Raw genomic sequence first — 20,512 nt, forward strand, 5'->3', positions numbered from 1 at the left:
TGGCTGTAAAAATACTATTATTGTGTTAATTCAATGCAATCATATAAAGATCATGCATATCAAAATGTGTACTTTTGTTGCCCAAAATAAACACTGACTAAATGAGTGATGCGCTGGTAATCATACCTACGTATAATGAGCTAGAAAATATAAGCCGTATTGTAAATGCCGTATTTGCAAAGCGTCCCTCTTTTCATGTATTGGTGGTTGACGATAATTCTCCTGATGGTACGGCTGCGTTGGTGACAAAGCTTCAGCAGCGTTATGAACATCAGCTTTTTATGCTGAACAGGAAAGAAAAAAAAGGTTTAGGAGTGGCCTATATAGCCGGCTTTAAATGGGCTTTGGAGCGTTCGTATGATTTTATTTTTGAGATGGATGCGGATTATTCTCATGACCCTAATGATTTAATCAAATTATACAATACCTGTAAAGAAGATGGTTATGATGTTGCGGTAGGATCTCGTTATGTAAAAGGGGTCAACGTGGTAAACTGGCCTTTAGGTCGTGTATTACTTTCATATTTTGCAAGTATGTACGTTCGTTTTATTACAGGACTTCCGGTAAAAGATGCGACCGCTGGTTTTATTTGCTATAAACGAGAAGTTTTAGAAGCAATTAACTTTGAAAAAATTCAATTTGTAGGATATGCTTTTCAAGTCGAATTAAAGTTTAAAGCTTGGTTAAAGGGCTTTAAAATAAAGGAGGTTTCAGTTATTTTTACGAATAGAGCATACGGTAAATCAAAAATGAACACTTCGATTTTTTCTGAAGCGATATTCGGAATAATGACAATGAAGCTGCGCAGTATTTTTAATAGAAAACAATATGAGCAAAAATAGAACACTAATTAAAAATGCATTAGTTGTTAATGAAGGAAGCACTGGTAACAATGATGTACTGATAGAAGGAGATTTTATTGTTCAAGTTGCACCTTCTATTGAGGCTAGTGACCAAGATACTGTTATTGATGCTAGCGGTAAACTTTTGTTGCCGGGAATGATAGATGATCAGGTGCATTTTAGAGAGCCTGGATTAACCCATAAGGGTACTATAGCAACAGAATCGAAAGCAGCTATAGCTGGAGGGATAACTTCCTTCATAGAGATGCCAAATACCAATCCGCAAACTACGACGATAGAGGAATTTGATAAAAAACTAGCAATTGCTGCTAAAACAAGTTATGCCAACTATAACTTTATGTTTGGTGGTACGAATGATAATTTAGACGAAATATTGAAGATTGATCCTAAAAAAGTAGCTGCATTAAAGCTGTTTTTAGGAAGTAGTACTGGCAATATGTTGGTAGATGATGAGGAAGTACTTCGCAACATTTTCAGTAATACCAAACTCCGCATTGCGTTACATTGCGAAGACGAAACAACCATTCGGAAAAATCTGGCAGATTATAAAGCTACGTATGGTGATGACATTCCTATCGAAAAGCATCCAGAAATACGAAGCGAAGAGGCTTGTTATATTTCATCTTCAAATGCAATTGAATTGGCCAAAGAAACTGGAGCTAGAGTACATGTCTTTCATCTATCTACAGGAAAAGAAACTGGATTATTTGAGAATAAAACCCCGTTAAAAAATAAGCAAATAACATCAGAGGTTTGTTTACATCACCTATGGTTTTCAGATGAGGACTACGCTACTAAAGGCACTCATATAAAGTGGAATCCAGCAGTAAAAACTGCCTCCGATCGTGAGCAACTATGGGAGGCACTGCTCGATGATCGTATTGATGTTATCGCTACTGACCATGCACCGCATACTATTGATGAAAAAGCCAATGTTTATACCAAAGCACCATCAGGTGGTCCGTTAGTACAACATGCCATGGTGGGCATTTTGGAGGCGGTTACCCTAGGAAAAATAAGCTATGAAAAAGCTGTGCAAAAAATGTGTCATAATCCTGCAATTTTGTTTGATATAGAAAAAAGAGGATTTATTAAAGAAGGATACTATGCTGATTTAGTTTTGGTATCTCCTGAAGCTTCTTGGACTGTTGAAAAAGGCAATATTCTTTATAAGTGCGGCTGGTCACCTTTTGAAGGAACTACTTTTAACCATCGGGTGACACATACGTTTGTAAATGGTAGATTGGCGTATGAAAATGGGAATTTTGATAATGAGTTACATGGAAAACAACTGACATTCGACCGATGAGAAAGTTACTTGCTGTGATATTGATATTGGTTTGTTCTTGTAAGAAACCAAATGCCATCAAAAAACCGGATAACTTAATTGGAAAAGATAAGATGGTTCAAGTACTATATGACCTTCATATGCTAAGCGCTACAAAAAGTAGCGCAAAAGAAGTATTGTCTGATAATAGCATCGATGCAGATCAATATGTATTTACAAAATACAGTATTGATAGTATCCAGCTGGCTAAGAGCATGACTTACTATGCGTCTAAACCTTCTGAGATGGCCGAAATGTACAATGTAATTAATAGTCGTTTAGAAGAACAAAAGAAAATTTTTGAAAAAGAGCGAGATTCGATTAGTAAGAAGAACAAATTAAAGGCCAAGAGTATAAAACTAAAAGACTCCTTATTAGAGGAAAGAAAAAAAGAAAAAATGCTTACTGCTGAGAAGCCTCAGCAAGATAGTATCGAGTAACTTTTTTTATGGTTTTATCTAATGGAGTAAACTCAAACCCTAAGGCTTTTTTTATTTTTTGGTTACTATAATCTAGCTCCTGAGTAGCTGAAATAGCACTAGCTTTAAAAAAGCCACGTTTTTTTCTAAAAAGAAAGTGGGTTAATTTGTCAAATCGCCAAGCAAGACCTAACATCCAGTTTGTTGCTAAAACAGAGGGCGGTTTTACACCAAGTGAAGTTGCCATCATTGAAAAAACTTCTTTGAAAGACTTGTTTTCAGAAACCAGAATAAACCGCTCATTAATAATGCCACCTTCTACAAGTTTGATCATTGCTTGTACAACATCTTCAACATCAACGTAGCCAACGCTGCCCATCGTATAATATTTAAACCCGCTTGCTATATGCTTTACTAGCTGTCCGCTTCCTTCATCCCAAAATCCACTTCCCAAAATTACACCGGGATTGACAATTACCGTGTTTAATCCTTCTTGTGAAGCCCTCCAAACTTCTAATTCAGCCCCGTATTTGGTAATCGCATATATGTTGTTTTGTGCTTCAGGATTCCAATGAGTTTCCTCAGTAATTGGCTCGTTGTTATCGCTTAGCCCTAAAGTTGCTATTGAACTTGTATAACATAGTTTTTTAATCCTATTGCTTAAACACAGGTTGACAATGTTGGCAGTGCCTTCGATGTTTACTTTTCTCAAATGCTTTCCGAAAGATTCATCAAAAGAAATAACAGCAGCACAATGATAAACGATGTTAATCTGCTCAAAAGCTTTAGAAAGTTGAGTAATATCATTGATATCTGCTTGAATCCAATCAATTTTGTCAAACAAAACCTCGGAGGCGTCTGAATAATAAGCAATTATTTTTTTTACAGCTAGCCGCTTTTTTTCGGTTCGGTATATGGCGCGAACCTGGGTATTGCTAAGTAAGAGTTTAGCTAACAAATGACTTCCGACTAAACCTGTTGCTCCTGTGACAAGTATCATGTGGTAAAAGTAGTTATTAACGTGTTAATTACAGTTGAAGGTTTAAGCAATCAGAAATGTTAATTTTTTGTTAATACAAAATGTTAAAAAATTAACATATATGGCAATCAACGATTTTTTAAATGGGCTAAACGAGTATTTTATTTAATCAATTTGCAGGGTTTAAAGCCCAGTTCTACATTTGAACCAACCAATCTGTAGAACCTATTGTTTTAATAAAGTTACGTTTAAAAACAATAGATTATGACAACACTACTACTCTTTAAAAGATTATATGCTGAGGCATTCAACGGACTAAATACGGCATATGAAATGCTGTTAAAAAGTATAGCTTGGTTCGTGTTGGGGACTACTGTTATTGGGCTATTTGCATTTGTATTTAGAATCTGTACCGGATTCTTCACCATTTAGTAGCATTATCGACCAAGTAAATAAGACCGCCTTTTGGGCGGTTTTTTTGTTTTTAAAAAGAACTTTGATCTGAAATACGATTCTGTAGTGTATTGCTAGCGGAAATCAGTTTTAACCCTAGTTAATGGTTAAACAAAACAAGAATAAGTAAGGTTTAATCCGTTTTATGAAATAGAACTTCACATTGTGGTTAAAGCACATAGTAAAACGGCTAAATTTTCAGGTGTTTTTTGCGTTTTTTAGCGTGATGCAATTAGTATATTTGCCCGTAATTTAAAAGAATGAGATGAGTATAAATTTTGTTGAAGAACTTCGGTGGCGAGGTATGGTGCATGATGTAATGCCGGAAACTGAGGAAACCTTGCTTAAAAAATCCATTGCTGGCTATATCGGGTTTGATCCAACAGCCGATTCATTGCATATTGGGAGCCTTGTGCAAATAATGATATTGATGCACTTTCAGCGTGCAGGTCATACACCTATTGCACTTGTTGGTGGGGCTACCGGTATGATTGGTGATCCTTCAGGTAAGTCAGACGAGCGAAATTTATTAGACGAAGCTACCTTAGAAAGGAATATTAAAGGGATTAAAGCGCAACTTGAGCGCTTTCTTGACTTCAATTCAAAAGATGGAAATAGTGCGCAATTGGTGAACAATTACGATTGGATGAAAGACTTTTCGTTAATCGATTTTGTACGCGATATAGGGAAGCATCTTACCGTTAATTACATGATGGCTAAAGACTCCGTTAAGAAGAGATTGAGCGCGGAATCTAAGGTTGGAATGTCATTTACTGAGTTTACTTACCAACTGTTTCAAGGATATGATTTCTTGCATTTATATAACGAATATGACTGCTTGCTGCAAATGGGGGGATCAGATCAGTGGGGAAATATCACCACAGGGACTGAGTTGATTAGAAGGAAGTCAGGAGGAAAAGCCTATGCACTTACCTGTCCGCTGATTACAAAAGCAGACGGGACCAAATTTGGCAAAACCGAAGGAGGTAATGTTTGGTTAGATAAAACAAGGACATCACCATATAAATTTTATCAGTACTGGTTAAATGCTACTGATGTTGATGCTGAGAAATATGTGAAGATTTTCACCTTTCTTACAAAAGATGAAATCGATAGTTTAATTAAAGAACATCAAGAAAATCCGCATTTACGATTATTACAAAAACGAGTTGCTGAAGAAGTTACTAAACTGGTTCATGGTCAAGACGATCTTGATAATGCAATAAAGGCATCGGCTATCTTGTTCGGTAAATCTACCTCCGATGATCTGAATCAACTAGATGAACAAACGTTTTTAGATGTATTTGAAGGAGTGCCGCAAGCAACCTTACCGATAAGTGAACTTGAAAACGGTTTAGACATGATCGGTGCGTTAGCAGCAAAAACTGGATTTTTGGGCTCAAACGGTGAAGCAAGACGAGAACTAAAACAAAATTCGATAGCTGTTAATAAGGAAAAGGTAAAAGAAGATTATACTATTTCTGCTTCCGATTTAATAAATGAGAAGTACGTGTTATTACAAAAAGGGAAAAGAAATAATTACTTGGTGATTTTTGAGTGATATAAACAGTAAAATGAGCTAAAAATGAAAAGCCCCGCATTTTTTGTAGATATGCGAGGCTTTTCGAAACTAAATAACTAAACAACTAACCTTAACTTTTTCTCTTTTTAATTTTTTCCCATTTTTTGTCGGCATCTGTCTTTAACTTTTCAGCGCCTTCTTTTGTCCACAGTTCTAGTGTATTGGTGCCCCATGCATTATAAAAAAGATACAATTTATCATCTCTAATCTCGTAGGTCTCAGGGTCAATTTTTACTTTTTTACCCTTCACTGCTACTGCATAAGCACAGTATCCACCATACTCGGGAATATACTTTTCAGGGTCTGCTTTAAAACGTTCTAAGTTAGCTTTTGATGAAAAACTAAACTTTACTCCGTCGTGCTCGCTTGTTATGCTTTTACTCCCTTTTTTAGGTGTGCCATCAAAATAAGAAACGACATCATAACCTTCGACAGCAAATCCTTTCTTGGTATAGTAGTCTATACTTTGAGCATTACTTACAAAAGCAATTAAAAAAAATAAGACTCCTAATATTTTTTTCATTTTTACATCTTTGAATAATGTTTAGGTCGCAAAAAAGAAAAGACATTACAGCATTAAGAAAAGTTTAGCATTTTTAGGTGACTACGAAAATTATAACACCATTAAATTACAACCTCTAACGTCAGCATTATCAAACCTACCAAGCACTTCAAATGTATTTTTTGTATGAATTTTACATAGGTCTTGAGTCGCAATAAATGAACAGGAATGATAGTTGGCAAGATCGACCACATTTAAGCCACCTGTAGTATTGTCTTGCTTAATGCTCAATGGGTCATCTGTTTCTCTGGCAACTACACGCATCCATGGAGGGCATTTGAAAATGCCATTTCCTTTTGAATATGCTTGTGAGAGTAATTCGGTCATACCATATTCACTATGTATGCTCTTTACACCAAATCCTTGTTTAAGTTGTTCATGTAATTCAGCTCTGGTAAGTTCTTTTCGTCTACCTTTCATTCCTCCTGTTTCCATAATTGTTGTATGACTTAAGTTGAATGATTTCTCTTCAATAAGATCTAATAGTGCAAACGAAACTCCTACAAGCAAAGTTTGTTGTCCTTGTTTTTCTAATTCGTTTAAAGTATTTGCTAATGAATCGAGATCGTGAAGGTAAAAACCACTCTTTGGATGATTACTTTTTGCAATAAGGTCGTCCACCATATATATTAATGAAGAGCCTTCTCTTTCTAAATATGATGGAAGCAACGCTAAAACCGCATAGTCACTAACCGAATCGTAAAAATGACGAAATGCACTTAAGTAACTTTTTTCGTAAAGGTTTATATCAGTTACAAAATGAGTACTTGATGTTCCTGTTGTGCCGCTGCTAGTGAAGTTTGTGAAGCTGCTAGCTTGAGTACTTATTACTCTATGCGATTTAAAAAACTGAATGGGTAAAAAAGGGATATCCTCTACCACTTGTATATCACCAGGATGCTTATATAATAGATCGCAATATGATCTATACACGACATTATTTTCAAATTGATAAGCAAAGGTGGCAAGTGCCGCTTCTTTGAAATCTTGTTCATCTTGTATTGAAAAAATGTCGTGTGTAATCATACCCTACAAAAGTAGGGTAAACCATGACACTAAATAAAATTAGTATTTACCTGATTACCAATTTTCTAGCAATATATCTTCCATCTTGAACAACTTTCATGATGTAAATACCTGCGTTAAGGCTGGTTACATCTAAGCGATTATTTTTTAATTGTTGTTTTAAGATTTCTTTGCCCATTACATTGTAGACCAGCACATCTTTTTGTAGTTCTTTGTCAGATGTGATAGTAACAAATTTACTGTGAACAACAGGGTTAGGATACATTAAAATGCCTCCGTCTTGTTTTACGGCTTCTTCTTTAGAAGAGATTTTTTGAATGTCTTTTTCCGGATTTTCGTTCGGCGTTGCCGCCATTTGGGCAAGTGCCAAGCAAGGTAAGATGCTTAGCATAAATGCTGTGCATAATTTGTTCATAGGTGTAAGTTTTAGGTGCCAGATTGGGGTCTAACAGATAAGCAATATACGAAGCTAATTGAGAAAAACAATCTTTTTTTAGCATTTTACATTAAAAATCGATGAATGGTAAAGGGCATTTAATCAATTTGTTAACTATGTGTTACCTATATTAAATCAATGTAAATTCAGACAATCAATTAATTTAATCGTTACTTTTGGGTAACAATCATGCGTAAAGCAACATGAAAAAAAAGGATACTAAAATTCTTTTAGTGGATGATGAACCGGATATCTTAGAAATTGTCGGTTATAATTTATCATCTGAAGGTTATAACGTAATAACCGCCAAAAATGGAGTTCAAGCCATTGAAAAGACTAAAAAGCACAAACCTCATTTAATTATTTTGGATGTAATGATGCCAGAAATGGATGGTATTGAGGCTTGCGAGGAGATTAGAAGACTTCCGGATATGAACAATGTGCTAATCACTTTTTTGACCGCTCGTGGTGAAGACTACTCTCAGGTGGCCGGTTTTGAAGCTGGAGCAGATGACTATATTACTAAACCTATTAAACCCAAGGTTTTGGTAAGTAAAGTAAAAGCGCTGCTAAGACGTTTAAAAGATGCTGATAGTAATCCCCAAGTAGTATCTGTAGGTGAAATAACTATAGATCGCGAAGCGTATAAGATCATTAAAAGCGGAGAGGAAATGGTTTTGCCTAGAAAAGAATTTGAATTGTTGGCATTACTTACTTCAAAGCCGGGTAAAGTATTTAAGCGCGAAGAAATTCTCGATAAGGTATGGGGAAGTGAGGTCATTGTTGGCGGACGCACTATTGATGTACATATTCGTAAATTGCGAAAAAAGATAGGGGATCAATACTTTCAAACAATCAAAGGTGTTGGTTACAAGTATATACAATAAATGTCTAGAGAACTTAAAACTTCTTATAGGTTTGCACTGCGAGCTTCGATCTTTATCGCTGTTGTTTTAACAATCGTATTTGTAGTTCTTCAATTATTATATTTTGAATTTAATCTGTGGATTTCCATTCTATTCCCTACGCTGGTATTCGTCAGTTGTTTTTTAGTCATTCAATATGGGGTGCAACGTTTTATATATCGAAGAATCAAACAGATATATGATGATGTTACGCTTTTAGAATCTACCACTTTTGAAAAACAACCCATTACGACAGATATGAAAACCCTGACCAGGGATATCGAGCAGTTCGCCAGAAACAAAAAACTTGAGGTGGAAACGCTTCGCATTAAAGAAAATTACCGAAAGGAATTTATGGGGAACGTATCTCATGAGTTGAAAACACCATTATTCACAGTTCAAGGGTATATATTGACCTTGCTTGATGGGGCCATGAACAATCCTTCACTTCAAAAAAAATACTTACAACGGGCAAGTAAGGGGGTCGAGCGATTAGTCTATATAGTTAGTGATCTTGATATGATTACCAAATTAGAAATGGGTAATCTTAATTTAGAATACGAACGTTTTGATATCGTTGATCTGGTACAGAATGTATTTGATCTTCTTGAAATGAAGGCTTCCAAAAAGGACATTACCCTAATGTTTGATATGGAGTATGAAGAACCCATATGGGTAAACGCAGATAAAGAGCGCATACAACAGGTAGTTACTAATTTGGTGGTTAACTCAATAAAATACGGTGCAGAAGGCGGTACTACCGAGGTTAGTATAGAAAACCTGATTATGAATAAGGTAATAGTTCGTATTACCGATAATGGTGAAGGTATTGCTAAAGAACACCTACCGCGAATTTTTGAACGTTTTTACCGAGTTGATAAAAGTGGCTCTAGAAAAGAAGGAGGTTCAGGCCTAGGACTTTCTATTGTGAAACATATTATTGAAGCTCATTCTGAGCGTATTTATGTAGAAAGCGATTTTGGGGTAGGATCAGAATTTTCATTCACCCTCGAAAAGACCAAATAAATCTGTTAGTGCTATAGGTTTATTAAAAGCAGAAAAACCTTGGTATTCCTTCACCCTGTTAAGTTTACTAATGCTAAAGTCTTCTTGATTGCAAAAAGGGACTATTCCTTGTTTATCTAGTTTCTTAGCAAGGTATTCTTGTTCAAATTGGCCCGGTGTTGGTATAAAAAAAGCCTTTTTCTCCAATTTGGCAAGGTCCATAATAGTGGTATAGCCAGATCTACACAAAACCATTTCACTTTGATTAAATGCCAATTCAAGTGATTCGCTATTCATAAAATTAAATACACTGGTGTTTAAAAAATCGAACTTTTCTTGTTTCGCTTCAATTTTTCCTCGTATAAAAAGTACCTTACCATTGAACATTTTTACTTCTTCAAAAAGTTTTTCTTCCAGCAGTGTTCGTTGTGGTTCAGGTCCGCTAATAATAACCATCAAGTCATAAAAAGTGATTGCTTCTAATTTGTTCAATCTACTTAACGGACCTATATATTTTATAGGTAATGTTGTTTTTTTTAGATGACCTAGTTTTCCGCTTAAATTTGGCTTTCCCTCTACATCCGGCACCCAGCATTCTTGGAACTTTTTGATAATTTCCTGATGTAATTTACTACTTAACCAAGAAGTACTTCCCGACAATACGTTCAATTGATGAGTTATGAAAACGCAGGGCACCGATTTATGTCGAACTCCCATTCTATTATCAGAAATAATACCTTGAATACGGCCTTCTTTTACAAGCTTTTTAATCACCTTTTTTTCATTAGCTATAGCCTTTAAAACTTTAGGTGAATCTTTGATCATTTTCAACTTAAAGTTTTTCCCTTTCTTGGCGTATTTTATGTTATAAGAAGGAAGTTCAATAAAGCTTATTTCAGGAAATTCTTTCTGTAACAAACTCAGGGCAACACCATCACTGCCAACAAGTACGTTAAATCCTTTTTCTTGTAGGGCTTTGATAATAGGAATACAGCGCGTAGCATGCCCCAATCCCCAATTCAAAGGCGCTACTAGAATGGTTTTTTGCTTGGTCATGCAAACAAAGATAAACTAATCACATCAATACAAACCAAGACTTTAAGTTATGTTTAATACCGGTAATTATGATATCACAATATGAATTTATCTGAGAGCAATTCCTGATATGTTTGTTAATTTTGCAACAAAGTTTAGCGCGACGTGGGTAGCAAGAATAAATTAAAGAGATTTAGAGAAAACGAGCAATTTAAAAATGTAGTTCAGCCAAATCGAGATGAAATTACAAACAGAAAATTTGCCTTAAAAGGAAAATGGAGTTCTGATTTTTTTAAAAACGATAATCCCATTGTGTTAGAATTAGGTTGCGGAAAAGGGGAATATACTGTAGCATTAGGACAAAAATATCCGAATAAGAATTTTATCGGGGTTGATATAAAAGGCGCGCGTTTTTGGAGAGGTGCAAAAACTGGAATAGAAGAAAATATAAAGAATATCGGGTTTTTACGCACACAGATTGAACTGATTGATCAGTTATTTGATGAAAATGAGGTGTCTGAAATCTGGATTACGTTTCCCGATCCGCAGATAAAGTATAAGCGTACGAAACATCGCTTAACTAACATTGATTTTCTAGAAAAGTACCGAGCTATTTTAAAACCAAGTGGCGTAATGCACTTAAAAACAGATAGTGAGTTTATGCATGGCTATACCCTAGGGTTGTTGCACGCTTTGGGTTATGAGGTTGAATATGCGCATCATGATGTCTATAGTAATACGTATAGCCCCGAGGAGGTGATTTCAATTCAAACCTTCTATGAAAAACAATACCTAGAAAAAAACAAAGCGATTACGTATATTCGGTTTAAATTTACCTAACCTTTGACCATTGCATCTCATTTTTTATTTGGCTTTTTAGCTGGTTTTATAGGGGTAATTCCGCCCGGTTTACTCAATATGACCGCCGCCAAATTGTGCGTTAATCAAGGTAAAGCGAAGTCATTATTATTTTCACTGGGAGCTTCGTTAATTGTGATTGCGCAGGTTTCTATTGCAGTTTTAACTTCAAAATATCTAAACAAGCATCCTGAGGTTATTGAATTTTTAGAAAAGGTAGCAGTTGGTATTTTCTTTATTCTTTCAATTTATTTCTTTTTTAAGGCAAGAGCAGAGCATAAATCGGCTAATGAGATTAAAATAAAGAACAAAAAAAGCGTCTTTGGGTTGGGTTTGTTCTTATCGTCAATTAACATTTTTCCCATACCATTTTATGTGGCTTACAGTACGTTTTTAAGTGCACGTTCATTATTTACTTTCGAGATGATGACGGTTTCAACATTTGTTGCGAGTGCTGCAATAGGTACATTTTTAGCATTGTGGTTATATACTTTTTTGATAAGAAAGTTGAAAGAACGAGGCGAAGCTTTTGCCAACAACATCAACTATTTTTTGGCAGTAATTACGATGTTCGTAGCAGTATTTACCATAATTCGTATCTATAATAGATAAAATGGCAAAGAAAGAAAATGAGAATTTTTTTGAAAAGGTATACGATGTAGCCAGATTAATACCGTATGGTCGGGTAACCTCATATGGAGCTATTGCTAAATACCTTGGTGCTGCTAGAAGTGCCCGTATGGTTGGATGGGCAATGAATGGGTCTTTTAACAAAGAAGATATACCTGCACATCGAGTAGTCAATAAAATAGGACTGCTAACAGGGAAGCACCATTTTCAAGGCACTAATCTTATGCAACAGTTATTAGAAAGCGAAGGGATTGAGGTTGTCGAAAATCAAATTCAAAACTTCGATGCAATTTTCTGGGACCCAGCTAAAGAACTCTAAATTTTATATACTGAACTTAAATATTTTAAGCTTGTTTCGGTATTTAAGTCTTAAATTAATCTAATCTGCTCATCACAAATTGAGTTTCCAACTTACCAAACCATGCTGGCTTTGCTCCGTTGGGATATGTCTCGTCTACCATCTTTAGCTGTAGTGTATCATCATTTATTTGGTAAGAAAATGTTTGTTGACCACCTTCAAATCCCGGTACTTTAGCAACAATTGCGTTTATTGTTAAAACAGAATCGGTCATTTGGTAAGTTCCTGCGTTGAGCACTATTGATTGGAAACCGTAGATGATTTCTTCCGTAGTTGGCGTTGCCAATTTTTTAAATGACTTTCTTTTTTCTTTTATCGGTGTCCAAATGAAACTATAAACAGAATCACTTATTATAAAAATTCCTGGTTGAGCCTTGTTTATAGAATAGGTGGTATCCTTAGTGATCCAATGAATTTCTTCAACCAGCCAAGCGCCTTTTAAGATATTACCGTTCTCGTTTCGACATGAAGTAAAAATAAGAACAGCAACTATAAATAAAATGTATCTCATTAATTAAGGTTTGGAAAAACTGCCTTGTTTTGCTTTTGTTCGTTCTAATTGTTTACGGATTTTTTTAATAGCAGACTCTATATTTTTTTCAGGTTCGATGATATTATAATCCCCCCAAAAATCAGGATCTGAAAAACCGGAAGTTTCATCGCTTAAAATAATTGACGACTTAATAAAATCCTTTCTTTTAGGTGTATCAATAGTGCTCTTTTGCCAATCAGTAATTGCCATTTCAGAATTCATGGTATAGGTGCTATTAAATAGTTTTTTGTCCCAGTCAATCTTGAACTTTAGCATAGCGTTACCATACGAATAATGCCATTTACCCTGACTTTCTTTATAATCTACCCTGTACACAACTTCTTTAGGATATACCGAGGCGTTTCTTGGTTTTTTGCGTACAAAAAGTTTACTAGCTTCTTTTGAATCTGTTATATTCAAACTGTATACGGCACTAACCAACACCTTATGTTTAGGCTCAATAAATAGTTCACCTTTGTATAACGGATCATCAATGCCCTTTTTTTGAGCAAAATTTATGACATAAATTGGCTGTCCATTGATCTCTGTAGAACGATCAAAATTAAAATTATATTGGTCAATAAATTCATTAAAAATATATTCGGGATACTTTATTACATCAAGAAACAAACTGTTAAAAGGGCCACCTTGTAACTTAAATGCCACTGTGTCTAAACGTCTATAATCAGTACTTTTTCTGGCTTTGTAAATCTTAATATTATCTCTGCCTTTATTGGTGTAGGGTTGTTTGTAAATATTTACTACAGCTTCAGAAAGCATTACATTTCTATTTCTTCTTTTAATGCTCTCACGATAAAAGGCCGTCATTGTTGTTGGATCTTTCAAATAGTTGTCTGCTTTGTTTTTGAATACTTCTCGTACTAAATTTGCTGCGTCTCTTACAGATATCACACTGATTTCTTTTAGTTCAGTAACTGATTCAGTTAATGATATGGTATTAAAGTCCTTTGAAAGTTGGGATAGTGTGATCTCTTTTGATTTATAACCTAAAAACGACACCAGCACTTTGCCTTTATTTAACGAACTAGGTACTTTCAAAACGAACTTGCCTTCAGTATTTGTGATGGAACTTATATTGGATCCTAATAAATTTAAGGTTGCAAAAACTAGTGGTTTTTTGGTATCTGCATCTATAACTTCTCCTTTAATTTCTCTGATGTCTGTTGTTTTTTTGGTGATGAAAGATGTGGTTGGAAAGGCTGATATATTCTGGTTGCATAGCACCAGCGTCATACTAAATGTTACCAAAAGCTTTAATAGTGGATGTCGTAATTTCATAATTTTCATTTTTAACCAATTTCTATTTGCCAAAGAAAATTATGCCATTTCCCTCGTATAAAGGTCAAGGCTTACATTAAGAGACAAACTTGCCTACAATTGGAGACACTTACGAAGCTGATATGTGTTTTAAATATGATGTAGGTGAGACATCTGTAAATTTCTTAAATGCTTTGTAAAAAGATGCTCTACTATTAAAACCAGAACTATAAGCAATTTGTGTAATGTTCAAATGAACATTTTCGTTGTTCAACAACAATCTGATCGCTTCATCAATTCTGTACTTGTTTACAAAATCAAAAAAGGACAAATTATAATTCTCATTAATGATTTGAGATGCGTGATTTCTACTTACATTCAACAAAGTCGCTACATCGTTGAGACGTAAATCATGATTCAGGTATGGTTTTTCGTCCTCCATGATACCGTCTAATTTGTTCTTAAGTTCTGTCGATAGTAAAGGTGTTAATCCGGTTTTGCGGTATTTGGTAAAAGGAATTAATTCTTTTAAAGGTTTTGCCCCCTTAAAAACTTCAGGTTGTACAAAACCAAAATATGCAAGTGCTATGATAAAAATAGTAATGATGGCGTCTATGAAATAATCGTATTTGGCCTCCATAAAATCGAAACGCACTAAAAACACATACAAAAAGAAGAAAAATACAAAGCCTATATAGGTTGACATAAACCATTTTAGCCACACAGTTTCCCTATATCCAGCTTTTTTTTTGGTAAAAATGATAAATGTATAAACGGCATAAAAAGTCATGACCATTATAACTAACCATATCGCGTAGGGAGGGAAAATCGCATGTTCGTAAGTCTCGCCTCTGGTAATTATGTCAATCTTACTTCTAGTAGATTTAAAGTAAAACGGAGAATGCAGTAAGAACACAATTGCTGTTGGTAACCATAAAATAAAGTCTTTAAGTTGCATCCCTTCAGCAGTAAAAACTCGCCTAATATATGCATAGACAATTGGACCGTAACTCGTCCATAGTAGCGCATTGATTAAAGTGAAGTGTGTAAAGTAAGGTGAGACTAATAGGCCTGACCATTTTAGGCAGCCATGGAGCATTTCTAACGCAAATAAAAAGGTATAGAGACCTAATAAACGATTTGCAAAATGGTCACCATGCTTTTTAAGGAAAAAGAATATGGAGAGTAAAAATCCAAGAAAGGTAAAAAATAGAAAAACCAGTATTGGTAGACTCATTGCTCAAAATTGAAACAAAGTTAGGATTTAACTTTCAACAACTGTCTCTTAGTGTAGGCGATTGTTTTTTCCTTAGAATTTAACCCTTGTTGTTAGTTAGCATATCTTAAAAATCGATAGTGGTTATTTAAAAAGTCGCACCAACTCCAAATGCTACATTGGAAATAAAAACACTTCCTAGGCGATATCGCTCGAAACCACCGGAAAGATGATATCGTTTTAGGTGATATTTCAAACGACTTTCAAGTATACCAACACTATCACTGCCTAAAAAGGCATGCTTGTAATTTGCGTAAAGACCTATGGGTTTCCCTAAAAACCACTCGGCACCCCCATTGAGAGTGAAACCAAACTGATTAACCTCATTTCCAACATAAGTAATCCCGGGGCCATACCAAAGCATAAAATTAGGAGTACGAATACGATAGTAGTTTGCTGTAAAATTAAACAAGCTAAACGATTCGGTTCCAAAAGGGCCTTGCTCAAAAAGTTGCAAATAACCCGCATCTATCGAAAAGCGTTTTTCAAACCGTAATTGACCGTTTAAGTGATTTCCCCAAAGCTTGCTATCAGCTCTCACAAAATTATTGTTTATTGTAACTCGAGCTGGCGTAATGCCATCTATAGCTTTAGGCTCTTCGTATATGTAGTCACCATAATTATCAAAGGCGTAAGGGTAGGGAGTAAATCTGGCAAAATGCATGTTGCTTTCCAATTCCCATTCAGATTCCACCAAAATACCATATGAGATAAAACCGACAACACGAACCAATGGCTCAGCCAATTCAATTAAAAATGAATAATCAATGTCATCATCATCATCGCTATTTGAAGACGATATGCTAGAAGAACTACTGCTCTTTTTCAGGTCATCTTTCGCACGTGCTAATCGCGTTTGTGCAACCGTATTTAAAGAGATAAATAGAATCAGAAATAGTGTAATGATACTTCTTATCATCGTATTAGGTTATTTTAGTTTGATAACCAGTATCACAAATCATACCACAACATAAATTACTTCAATTTGTCTATCAATGCATTCGATAAATAGTCAATGAAATCTGAAGTTTAAGGCCTATATTTGTAATTTAGAATCAGTATAAAATAGCGAAGAACAAAAGCGAATGAGTTTCACTAAAAATGATGTAAAAGAAGCGCTACAAACCATTACACTTGCGGGAGATGGGAAGAACATGGTAGAAAGTGGTGCGGTGCGAAATATTATGACATTTGCTAACGAAGTAGTGGTAGATTTAACATTGGCTACACCAGCAATGCATATAAAAAAGAGAGCAGAAGCTGATGTAGTGAAGGTTATTCATGAAAAAGTTTCGGCCGATGCTAAGGTTACTGTCAATATAAAAGTAGATGCCCCTAAAAACCCTAATGAGATTAAAGGCAAACCAGTGCCGGGCATTCGTAATATTATCGCAGTAGCTTCAGGCAAGGGCGGTGTAGGGAAGTCTACAGTAACAGCTAATATTGGGGTAACGCTTGCCAAAATGGGATTTAAGGTAGGAATACTTGATGCTGATATTTATGGCCCATCAGTCCCTATTATGTTTGATGTAGAGTTTGAAAGACCTCTTGCGGTTAATGTCGATGGTAAATCAAAAATGAAGCCCGTGGAAAACTACGGGGTACAAGTTTTATCAATAGGCTTTTTTACCAAACCAAATCAGGCTGTGATTTGGCGAGGACCTATGGCTGCAAAAGCACTTAATCAAATGATTTTTGATGCCGCTTGGGGCGAGCTAGATTTCCTACTAATAGATCTGCCTCCAGGTACTGGCGATATCCACCTATCAATTATGCAATCGTTGCCAATTACAGGTGCTGTAATAGTAAGTACACCCCAGCATGTGGCGCTGGCTGATGCTAAGAAAGGAGTGGCAATGTTTCAGCAAGAAAACATCAACGTTCCAGTATTAGGCATTGTTGAGAATATGGCATATTTTACTCCGGAAGAATTACCAGAAAATAAATATTATATTTTTGGTAAAGAAGGGGCAAAACATTTAGCCCAGGATCTGGAAGTACCATTTTTAGGAGAAATACCATTGGTGCAAAGTATTCGCGAAGCAGGTGATGTGGGTAGGCCAGCAGCTTTACAAACTGCTACCCCACTCGAAGAAGCTTTTGACGAGTTAACAAAAAACATAGTGCAAGAAGTAGTAAATCGTAACGACCAATTACCACCTACTGAGGCAATAAAGATAACAACAATGGCGGGATGTTCTGCTGTAAAAAAGTAAGTATGACGACTGAAGAGATCAGGGAAAATGTTGAAAAAGCGCTTGATGAGATCAGGCCGTTCCTTAATTCTGACGGAGGTGATATCTCCTTATTGTCTATTGAGAATGATCGACTTGTCAGGGTGCAGCTTGAAGGGGCTTGCATCGGGTGTAGCGTCAATCAAATGACATTAAAATCAGGAGTTGAAATGACTATCAAAAAGTACGCTCCACAAATAGAAGAGGTAGTTAATGTAGAACCAGCTTAGGGCGTGACTGCAGTCGAGCTTTCGCTAGTCGCTTCCACCAAAATGCTTAATGTTTTGGTGGCGAGCTGCGACAATAACTCAATCCCTCACGCAAGATTCCCATAATCTTTTTAAAAAATGATCAAAACAGATATTCTAATAATTGGGGCAGGACCCACAGGTCTTTTTACCGTTTTTGAAGCTGGATTATTAAAATTAAAGTGTCATTTAATTGATGCCTTGGCCCAACCGGGTGGCCAGTGTACGGAAATTTATCCTAAAAAACCCATCTACGATATTCCGGCCTTCCCCGAAGTGTTGGCTGGTGATTTGGTGACCAATTTGATGGAGCAGATTAAACCTTTTGAGCCAGGTTTTACGTTAGGAGAACGCGCTGAAACAATCGAAAAACAAGAAGATGGAAGCTTTATTGTTACTACCAATAAAGGCACCAAACATCATGCTCCTGTAGTGGCCATAGCAGGCGGTTTAGGAAGTTTCGAACCAAGAAAACCACCTTTAGATAATATCACTAAGTTTGAAGATAAGGGGGTTGAATACATCATTAAAAATCCAGAAATATATCGAGAAAAACGAGTAGTAATTGCCGGTGGCGGTGACTCTGCGCTTGATTGGGCCATATATTTATCAAATGTCGCGGGTGAGGTGGTATTGGTGCACCGCAGAAATGAATTTAGAGGGGCCCTTGATTCTGTTGAAAAGGTGGCCGAACTAAAACGACTTGGGCGTATAGAACTTATTACCCCAGCTGAAATAACAGCGCTACATGGCACTGATCGATTGGAATCAGTAACTATTCACAAACAAGGTGAAGAACCGTTTGATCACCGATGTGACCACTTCATTCCACTATTTGGTTTAGCACCAAAGCTGGGTCCTATTGCTAATTGGGGGTTAGAAATAGAAAAAAACGCCATTGTGGTGAATAATGCGCTCGATTATCAAACTAATATTCCAGGCATATATGCTATTGGTGATGTCAATACGTATCCTGGAAAGTTGAAACTAATTTTATGTGGTTTTCATGAGGCGACATTAATGTGTCAAAGTGCATACCAACGCATTAACCCTGGAAAAAAACATGTAATGAAATATACTACGGTGAGCGGTGTAAGCGGTTTTGATGGTAGTAAAAAAGAAGCACCAAAAGCAGTGGTGAAAACAATTAGTTAAATTTTTAAACCCTAACCTACAAGATTCAAAGAAACCGGTAGGGCTATTTCACAAAAGGAAAATGTCAGACATCAACATAAAAGTAACTGATAGAGAAGGTCAAGTACACGAATTACTCGCACCCACCGATATGGCTATGAACCTGATGGAAGTTTGCAAGTCATACGAACTCCCAGTAGAAGGCACTTGTGGAGGTATGGCCATGTGTGCATCTTGTCAGTGTTATATAATATCTGATCACCAATTGCCGGAAATGGGTATTGATGAAGATATGATGCTTGCCGAAGCTTTCTATGTAAAAGACAACAGCCGACTAGGTTGTCAAATTCCTATTACTAAGGAGTTAGATGGTTTAGAAGTTGAGTTAGCCCCCGAAAGCTAGAATTTTATTGATAACTACTAAGTTTTTCAGGCCCTTCTAATATGGAGCGCTTAATTTGTAGTACACCGTCTTCAGATGTTGCAATATGCCATTTAATCAAACTAATGGTGCCATTTTCAATTTCAATTCCAGTGATACTTCTAGGATGCACACAACTACCATCATTAAAAAATGGGAATTTATCTTCAGGATGAGCAAACCGAGGTCTATGAGTATGCCCAACAATAGTCATGATGTTATTGTTAGCTGCGATCCATTTCTTGATTCTGCGCTCAATTTTCATGAGCTCCTTATAATTCTTTGCAGGGCTGGTAGGATCTGCAATACCGACAACTTGTAGCGGTTTCCATAATATTCTTACTAAAAATCGACTCCATCTCCAAAAAAGGTAGTTCCACCAGTCTGCCTGATGACCATGTGACAAAAATATTTCCTTTTGGGTTTCCCGATGGACTAACACAATTGCTTCGTGTAATTCGATATCAGGAAACAACGGTTCATTGCAACCGTCCCGTTCATCAAAATATTCAAATAAATGTTTTTTAACATAGGCTGGATCGCGATAAACCATATCGTGGTTTCCCCAAATACGGTGAAGACGATGCTTGTTATGAAACATCTGCATCAACTGAAATACATTTTTATGTGCTACCAATATTTGTTCAAAAGTGAGATTTTCCCATAATTCATCCCCATCACCTAGCTCTATATAAGTATAGTCTTCTTGATAATATTGCTTTAATGCATGAAAATAAATGTTTCTATTATTGCTAAAATCATCAGCAAAGCTATTATCACCTCTGTGACAATCACTGAATAAAACAATCTTAGAACTGTCATCAAAATCAATACGTTTCGCATTTTTATAGGCCCTAGTCAGTCGGGTTTGTGATGACATAATTTAAAAGGTTGGTTTTATTATTAACCAGTCTAGAATGCCTATTTATTGGAATTCCAGACAGCGTTATA

General features: G+C 35.9%; 24 protein-coding genes. 14 read left to right on the top strand and 10 right to left on the bottom strand.

What is annotated here, in order from left to right; all coding sequences use genetic code 11:
• Positions 1 to 101: 101 nt before the first annotated feature.
• From ABN763_RS07350 to ABN763_RS07360, 3 genes are read left to right on the top strand one after another with little or no spacing between them, the layout of a single operon-like run.
• On the top strand, positions 102 to 842 hold the full coding sequence (locus tag ABN763_RS07350) for a polyprenol monophosphomannose synthase (RefSeq protein WP_410484797.1): 741 nt from the start codon (positions 102 to 104) through the stop codon (positions 840 to 842).
• Positions 829 to 2,172: a dihydroorotase gene (locus ABN763_RS07355; RefSeq protein WP_410484798.1), complete on the top strand. Its 1,344-nt coding sequence runs from the start codon at positions 829 to 831 to the stop codon at positions 2,170 to 2,172. Before ABN763_RS07350 ends, ABN763_RS07355 begins: the two co-directional genes overlap by 14 nt.
• Positions 2,169 to 2,630: a DUF4296 domain-containing protein gene (locus ABN763_RS07360; RefSeq protein ID WP_410484799.1), complete on the top strand. Its 462-nt coding sequence runs from the start codon at positions 2,169 to 2,171 to the stop codon at positions 2,628 to 2,630. The genes ABN763_RS07355 and ABN763_RS07360 overlap by 4 nt, the downstream gene beginning before the upstream one ends.
• On the opposite strand, the gene ABN763_RS07365 is transcribed toward ABN763_RS07360, so the two are convergent.
• The gene (locus ABN763_RS07365; protein WP_410484800.1) at positions 2,593 to 3,609 is read right to left on the bottom strand and encodes an NAD-dependent epimerase/dehydratase family protein; all 1,017 of its coding nucleotides are present in this window, start codon (positions 3,607 to 3,609) and stop codon (positions 2,593 to 2,595) included. The genes ABN763_RS07360 and ABN763_RS07365 overlap by 38 nt on opposite strands.
• Before the next feature lie 243 nt (positions 3,610 to 3,852).
• On the opposite strand from ABN763_RS07365, the gene ABN763_RS07370 reads away from it, so the two are divergent.
• Both ABN763_RS07370 and tyrS read left to right on the top strand, forming a co-directional pair.
• The gene (locus tag ABN763_RS07370; RefSeq protein ID WP_410484801.1) at positions 3,853 to 4,020 is read left to right on the top strand and encodes a DUF6747 family protein; all 168 of its coding nucleotides are present in this window, start codon (positions 3,853 to 3,855) and stop codon (positions 4,018 to 4,020) included.
• A gap of 286 nt (positions 4,021 to 4,306) precedes the next feature.
• The gene (gene tyrS / locus ABN763_RS07375; protein ID WP_410484802.1) at positions 4,307 to 5,602 is read left to right on the top strand and encodes a tyrosine--tRNA ligase; all 1,296 of its coding nucleotides are present in this window, start codon (positions 4,307 to 4,309) and stop codon (positions 5,600 to 5,602) included.
• Positions 5,603 to 5,693: 91 nt separating this feature from the next.
• Here the strand turns inward: tyrS and ABN763_RS07380 are convergent, their stop codons facing one another.
• From ABN763_RS07380 to ABN763_RS07390, 3 genes are all read right to left on the bottom strand, one after another.
• The gene (locus tag ABN763_RS07380; protein ID WP_410484803.1) at positions 5,694 to 6,146 is read right to left on the bottom strand and encodes a YHS domain-containing (seleno)protein; all 453 of its coding nucleotides are present in this window, start codon (positions 6,144 to 6,146) and stop codon (positions 5,694 to 5,696) included.
• 90 nt (positions 6,147 to 6,236) lie between these two features.
• A complete protein-coding gene (locus ABN763_RS07385; RefSeq protein WP_410484804.1) occupies positions 6,237 to 7,211 on the bottom strand; it encodes an acyl transferase in 975 nt (324 codons plus the stop codon).
• 46 nt (positions 7,212 to 7,257) lie between these two features.
• Positions 7,258 to 7,626, bottom strand: coding sequence for a T9SS type A sorting domain-containing protein (locus ABN763_RS07390; RefSeq protein WP_410484805.1), 369 nt, complete (start codon positions 7,624 to 7,626; stop codon positions 7,258 to 7,260).
• A 224-nt stretch (positions 7,627 to 7,850) separates the two neighbouring features.
• On the opposite strand from ABN763_RS07390, the gene ABN763_RS07395 reads away from it, so the two are divergent.
• Together ABN763_RS07395 and ABN763_RS07400 are read left to right on the top strand one after the other, a co-directional pair.
• Positions 7,851 to 8,534 (top strand): response regulator transcription factor, encoded by a 684-nt coding sequence (locus ABN763_RS07395; protein WP_410484806.1) that lies wholly within the window; start codon positions 7,851 to 7,853, stop codon positions 8,532 to 8,534.
• Positions 8,535 to 9,578, top strand: coding sequence for a sensor histidine kinase (locus tag ABN763_RS07400; protein WP_410484807.1), 1,044 nt, complete (start codon positions 8,535 to 8,537; stop codon positions 9,576 to 9,578).
• Here the strand turns inward: ABN763_RS07400 and ABN763_RS07405 are convergent.
• Entirely contained in the window at positions 9,552 to 10,613 is a 1,062-nt protein-coding gene (locus ABN763_RS07405) for a glycosyltransferase (protein WP_410484808.1), read from the bottom strand. The two genes, ABN763_RS07400 and ABN763_RS07405, sit on opposite strands and share 27 nt — an antisense overlap.
• A gap of 144 nt (positions 10,614 to 10,757) precedes the next feature.
• Here ABN763_RS07405 and trmB point away from each other — a divergent pair, with 144 nt between their 5' ends.
• Genes trmB through ABN763_RS07420 form a run of 3 tightly spaced genes read left to right on the top strand, consistent with a single transcriptional unit; the run spans position 10,758 to position 12,399 of the window.
• A complete protein-coding gene (gene trmB, locus ABN763_RS07410) occupies positions 10,758 to 11,432 on the top strand; it encodes a tRNA (guanosine(46)-N7)-methyltransferase TrmB (RefSeq protein WP_410484809.1) in 675 nt (224 codons plus the stop codon).
• Between the two features lie 3 nt (positions 11,433 to 11,435).
• A complete protein-coding gene (locus tag ABN763_RS07415; RefSeq protein WP_410484810.1) occupies positions 11,436 to 12,062 on the top strand; it encodes a LysE family translocator in 627 nt (208 codons plus the stop codon).
• Between the two features lies 1 nt (position 12,063).
• Positions 12,064 to 12,399: an MGMT family protein gene (locus tag ABN763_RS07420; protein ID WP_410484811.1), complete on the top strand. Its 336-nt coding sequence runs from the start codon at positions 12,064 to 12,066 to the stop codon at positions 12,397 to 12,399.
• A gap of 55 nt (positions 12,400 to 12,454) precedes the next feature.
• On the opposite strand, the gene ABN763_RS07425 is transcribed toward ABN763_RS07420, so the two are convergent.
• From ABN763_RS07425 to ABN763_RS07440, 4 genes are all read right to left on the bottom strand, one after another.
• Positions 12,455 to 12,949, bottom strand: coding sequence for a hypothetical protein (locus ABN763_RS07425; protein ID WP_410484812.1), 495 nt, complete (start codon positions 12,947 to 12,949; stop codon positions 12,455 to 12,457).
• Positions 12,950 to 12,952: 3 nt separating this feature from the next.
• Complete coding sequence (locus ABN763_RS07430; RefSeq protein ID WP_410484813.1) at positions 12,953 to 14,269, bottom strand: carboxypeptidase-like regulatory domain-containing protein; 1,317 nt, start codon at positions 14,267 to 14,269, stop codon at positions 12,953 to 12,955.
• A gap of 109 nt (positions 14,270 to 14,378) precedes the next feature.
• A complete protein-coding gene (locus ABN763_RS07435) occupies positions 14,379 to 15,485 on the bottom strand; it encodes a helix-turn-helix domain-containing protein (protein ID WP_410484814.1) in 1,107 nt (368 codons plus the stop codon).
• Positions 15,486 to 15,612: 127 nt separating this feature from the next.
• Positions 15,613 to 16,443: a hypothetical protein gene (locus ABN763_RS07440; RefSeq protein WP_410484815.1), complete on the bottom strand. Its 831-nt coding sequence runs from the start codon at positions 16,441 to 16,443 to the stop codon at positions 15,613 to 15,615.
• Positions 16,444 to 16,609: 166 nt separating this feature from the next.
• On the opposite strand from ABN763_RS07440, the gene ABN763_RS07445 reads away from it, so the two are divergent.
• From ABN763_RS07445 to ABN763_RS07460, 4 genes are all read left to right on the top strand, one after another.
• Positions 16,610 to 17,740 carry a P-loop NTPase gene (locus tag ABN763_RS07445; protein ID WP_410484816.1) on the top strand — a complete coding sequence of 377 codons (1,131 nt, stop codon included), beginning with the start codon at positions 16,610 to 16,612 and terminating at the stop codon, positions 17,738 to 17,740.
• Positions 17,741 to 17,742: 2 nt separating this feature from the next.
• A complete protein-coding gene (locus ABN763_RS07450) occupies positions 17,743 to 17,988 on the top strand; it encodes a NifU family protein (RefSeq protein ID WP_410484817.1) in 246 nt (81 codons plus the stop codon).
• 117 nt (positions 17,989 to 18,105) lie between these two features.
• Positions 18,106 to 19,161 (top strand): NAD(P)/FAD-dependent oxidoreductase, encoded by a 1,056-nt coding sequence (locus ABN763_RS07455; RefSeq protein WP_410484818.1) that lies wholly within the window; start codon positions 18,106 to 18,108, stop codon positions 19,159 to 19,161.
• Positions 19,162 to 19,222: 61 nt separating this feature from the next.
• Positions 19,223 to 19,543, top strand: coding sequence for a ferredoxin (locus ABN763_RS07460; protein ID WP_410484819.1), 321 nt, complete (start codon positions 19,223 to 19,225; stop codon positions 19,541 to 19,543).
• Positions 19,544 to 19,547: 4 nt separating this feature from the next.
• Here the strand turns inward: ABN763_RS07460 and ABN763_RS07465 are convergent, their stop codons facing one another.
• The gene (locus ABN763_RS07465) at positions 19,548 to 20,441 is read right to left on the bottom strand and encodes a metallophosphoesterase (RefSeq protein WP_410484820.1); all 894 of its coding nucleotides are present in this window, start codon (positions 20,439 to 20,441) and stop codon (positions 19,548 to 19,550) included.
• Between the last annotated feature and the right edge of the window lie 71 nt (positions 20,442 to 20,512).

Origin of the sequence: Spongiivirga sp. MCCC 1A20706 (assembly GCF_046524175.1) — a bacterium.
In the GTDB taxonomy this organism is placed as follows: domain Bacteria; phylum Bacteroidota; class Bacteroidia; order Flavobacteriales; family Flavobacteriaceae; genus Spongiivirga.

Coding starts and splice junctions, on each gene's coding strand:
- ABN763_RS07350 (WP_410484797.1), top strand. CDS start 102: ATGAGTGATGCGCTGGTAATCATACCTACGTATAATGAGCTAGAAAAT.
- ABN763_RS07355 (WP_410484798.1), top strand. CDS start 829: ATGAGCAAAAATAGAACACTAATTAAAAATGCATTAGTTGTTAATGAA.
- ABN763_RS07360 (WP_410484799.1), top strand. CDS start 2,169: ATGAGAAAGTTACTTGCTGTGATATTGATATTGGTTTGTTCTTGTAAG.
- ABN763_RS07365 (WP_410484800.1), bottom strand. CDS start 3,609: ATGATACTTGTCACAGGAGCAACAGGTTTAGTCGGAAGTCATTTGTTA.
- ABN763_RS07370 (WP_410484801.1), top strand. CDS start 3,853: ATGACAACACTACTACTCTTTAAAAGATTATATGCTGAGGCATTCAAC.
- tyrS (WP_410484802.1), top strand. CDS start 4,307: ATGAGTATAAATTTTGTTGAAGAACTTCGGTGGCGAGGTATGGTGCAT.
- ABN763_RS07380 (WP_410484803.1), bottom strand. CDS start 6,146: ATGAAAAAAATATTAGGAGTCTTATTTTTTTTAATTGCTTTTGTAAGT.
- ABN763_RS07385 (WP_410484804.1), bottom strand. CDS start 7,211: ATGATTACACACGACATTTTTTCAATACAAGATGAACAAGATTTCAAA.
- ABN763_RS07390 (WP_410484805.1), bottom strand. CDS start 7,626: ATGAACAAATTATGCACAGCATTTATGCTAAGCATCTTACCTTGCTTG.
- ABN763_RS07395 (WP_410484806.1), top strand. CDS start 7,851: ATGAAAAAAAAGGATACTAAAATTCTTTTAGTGGATGATGAACCGGAT.
- ABN763_RS07400 (WP_410484807.1), top strand. CDS start 8,535: ATGTCTAGAGAACTTAAAACTTCTTATAGGTTTGCACTGCGAGCTTCG.
- ABN763_RS07405 (WP_410484808.1), bottom strand. CDS start 10,613: ATGACCAAGCAAAAAACCATTCTAGTAGCGCCTTTGAATTGGGGATTG.
- ABN763_RS07420 (WP_410484811.1), top strand. CDS start 12,064: ATGGCAAAGAAAGAAAATGAGAATTTTTTTGAAAAGGTATACGATGTA.
- ABN763_RS07425 (WP_410484812.1), bottom strand. CDS start 12,949: ATGAGATACATTTTATTTATAGTTGCTGTTCTTATTTTTACTTCATGT.
- ABN763_RS07430 (WP_410484813.1), bottom strand. CDS start 14,269: ATGAAATTACGACATCCACTATTAAAGCTTTTGGTAACATTTAGTATG.
- ABN763_RS07435 (WP_410484814.1), bottom strand. CDS start 15,485: ATGAGTCTACCAATACTGGTTTTTCTATTTTTTACCTTTCTTGGATTT.
- ABN763_RS07440 (WP_410484815.1), bottom strand. CDS start 16,443: ATGATAAGAAGTATCATTACACTATTTCTGATTCTATTTATCTCTTTA.
- ABN763_RS07445 (WP_410484816.1), top strand. CDS start 16,610: ATGAGTTTCACTAAAAATGATGTAAAAGAAGCGCTACAAACCATTACA.
- ABN763_RS07450 (WP_410484817.1), top strand. CDS start 17,743: ATGACGACTGAAGAGATCAGGGAAAATGTTGAAAAAGCGCTTGATGAG.
- ABN763_RS07455 (WP_410484818.1), top strand. CDS start 18,106: ATGATCAAAACAGATATTCTAATAATTGGGGCAGGACCCACAGGTCTT.
- ABN763_RS07460 (WP_410484819.1), top strand. CDS start 19,223: ATGTCAGACATCAACATAAAAGTAACTGATAGAGAAGGTCAAGTACAC.
- ABN763_RS07465 (WP_410484820.1), bottom strand. CDS start 20,441: ATGTCATCACAAACCCGACTGACTAGGGCCTATAAAAATGCGAAACGT.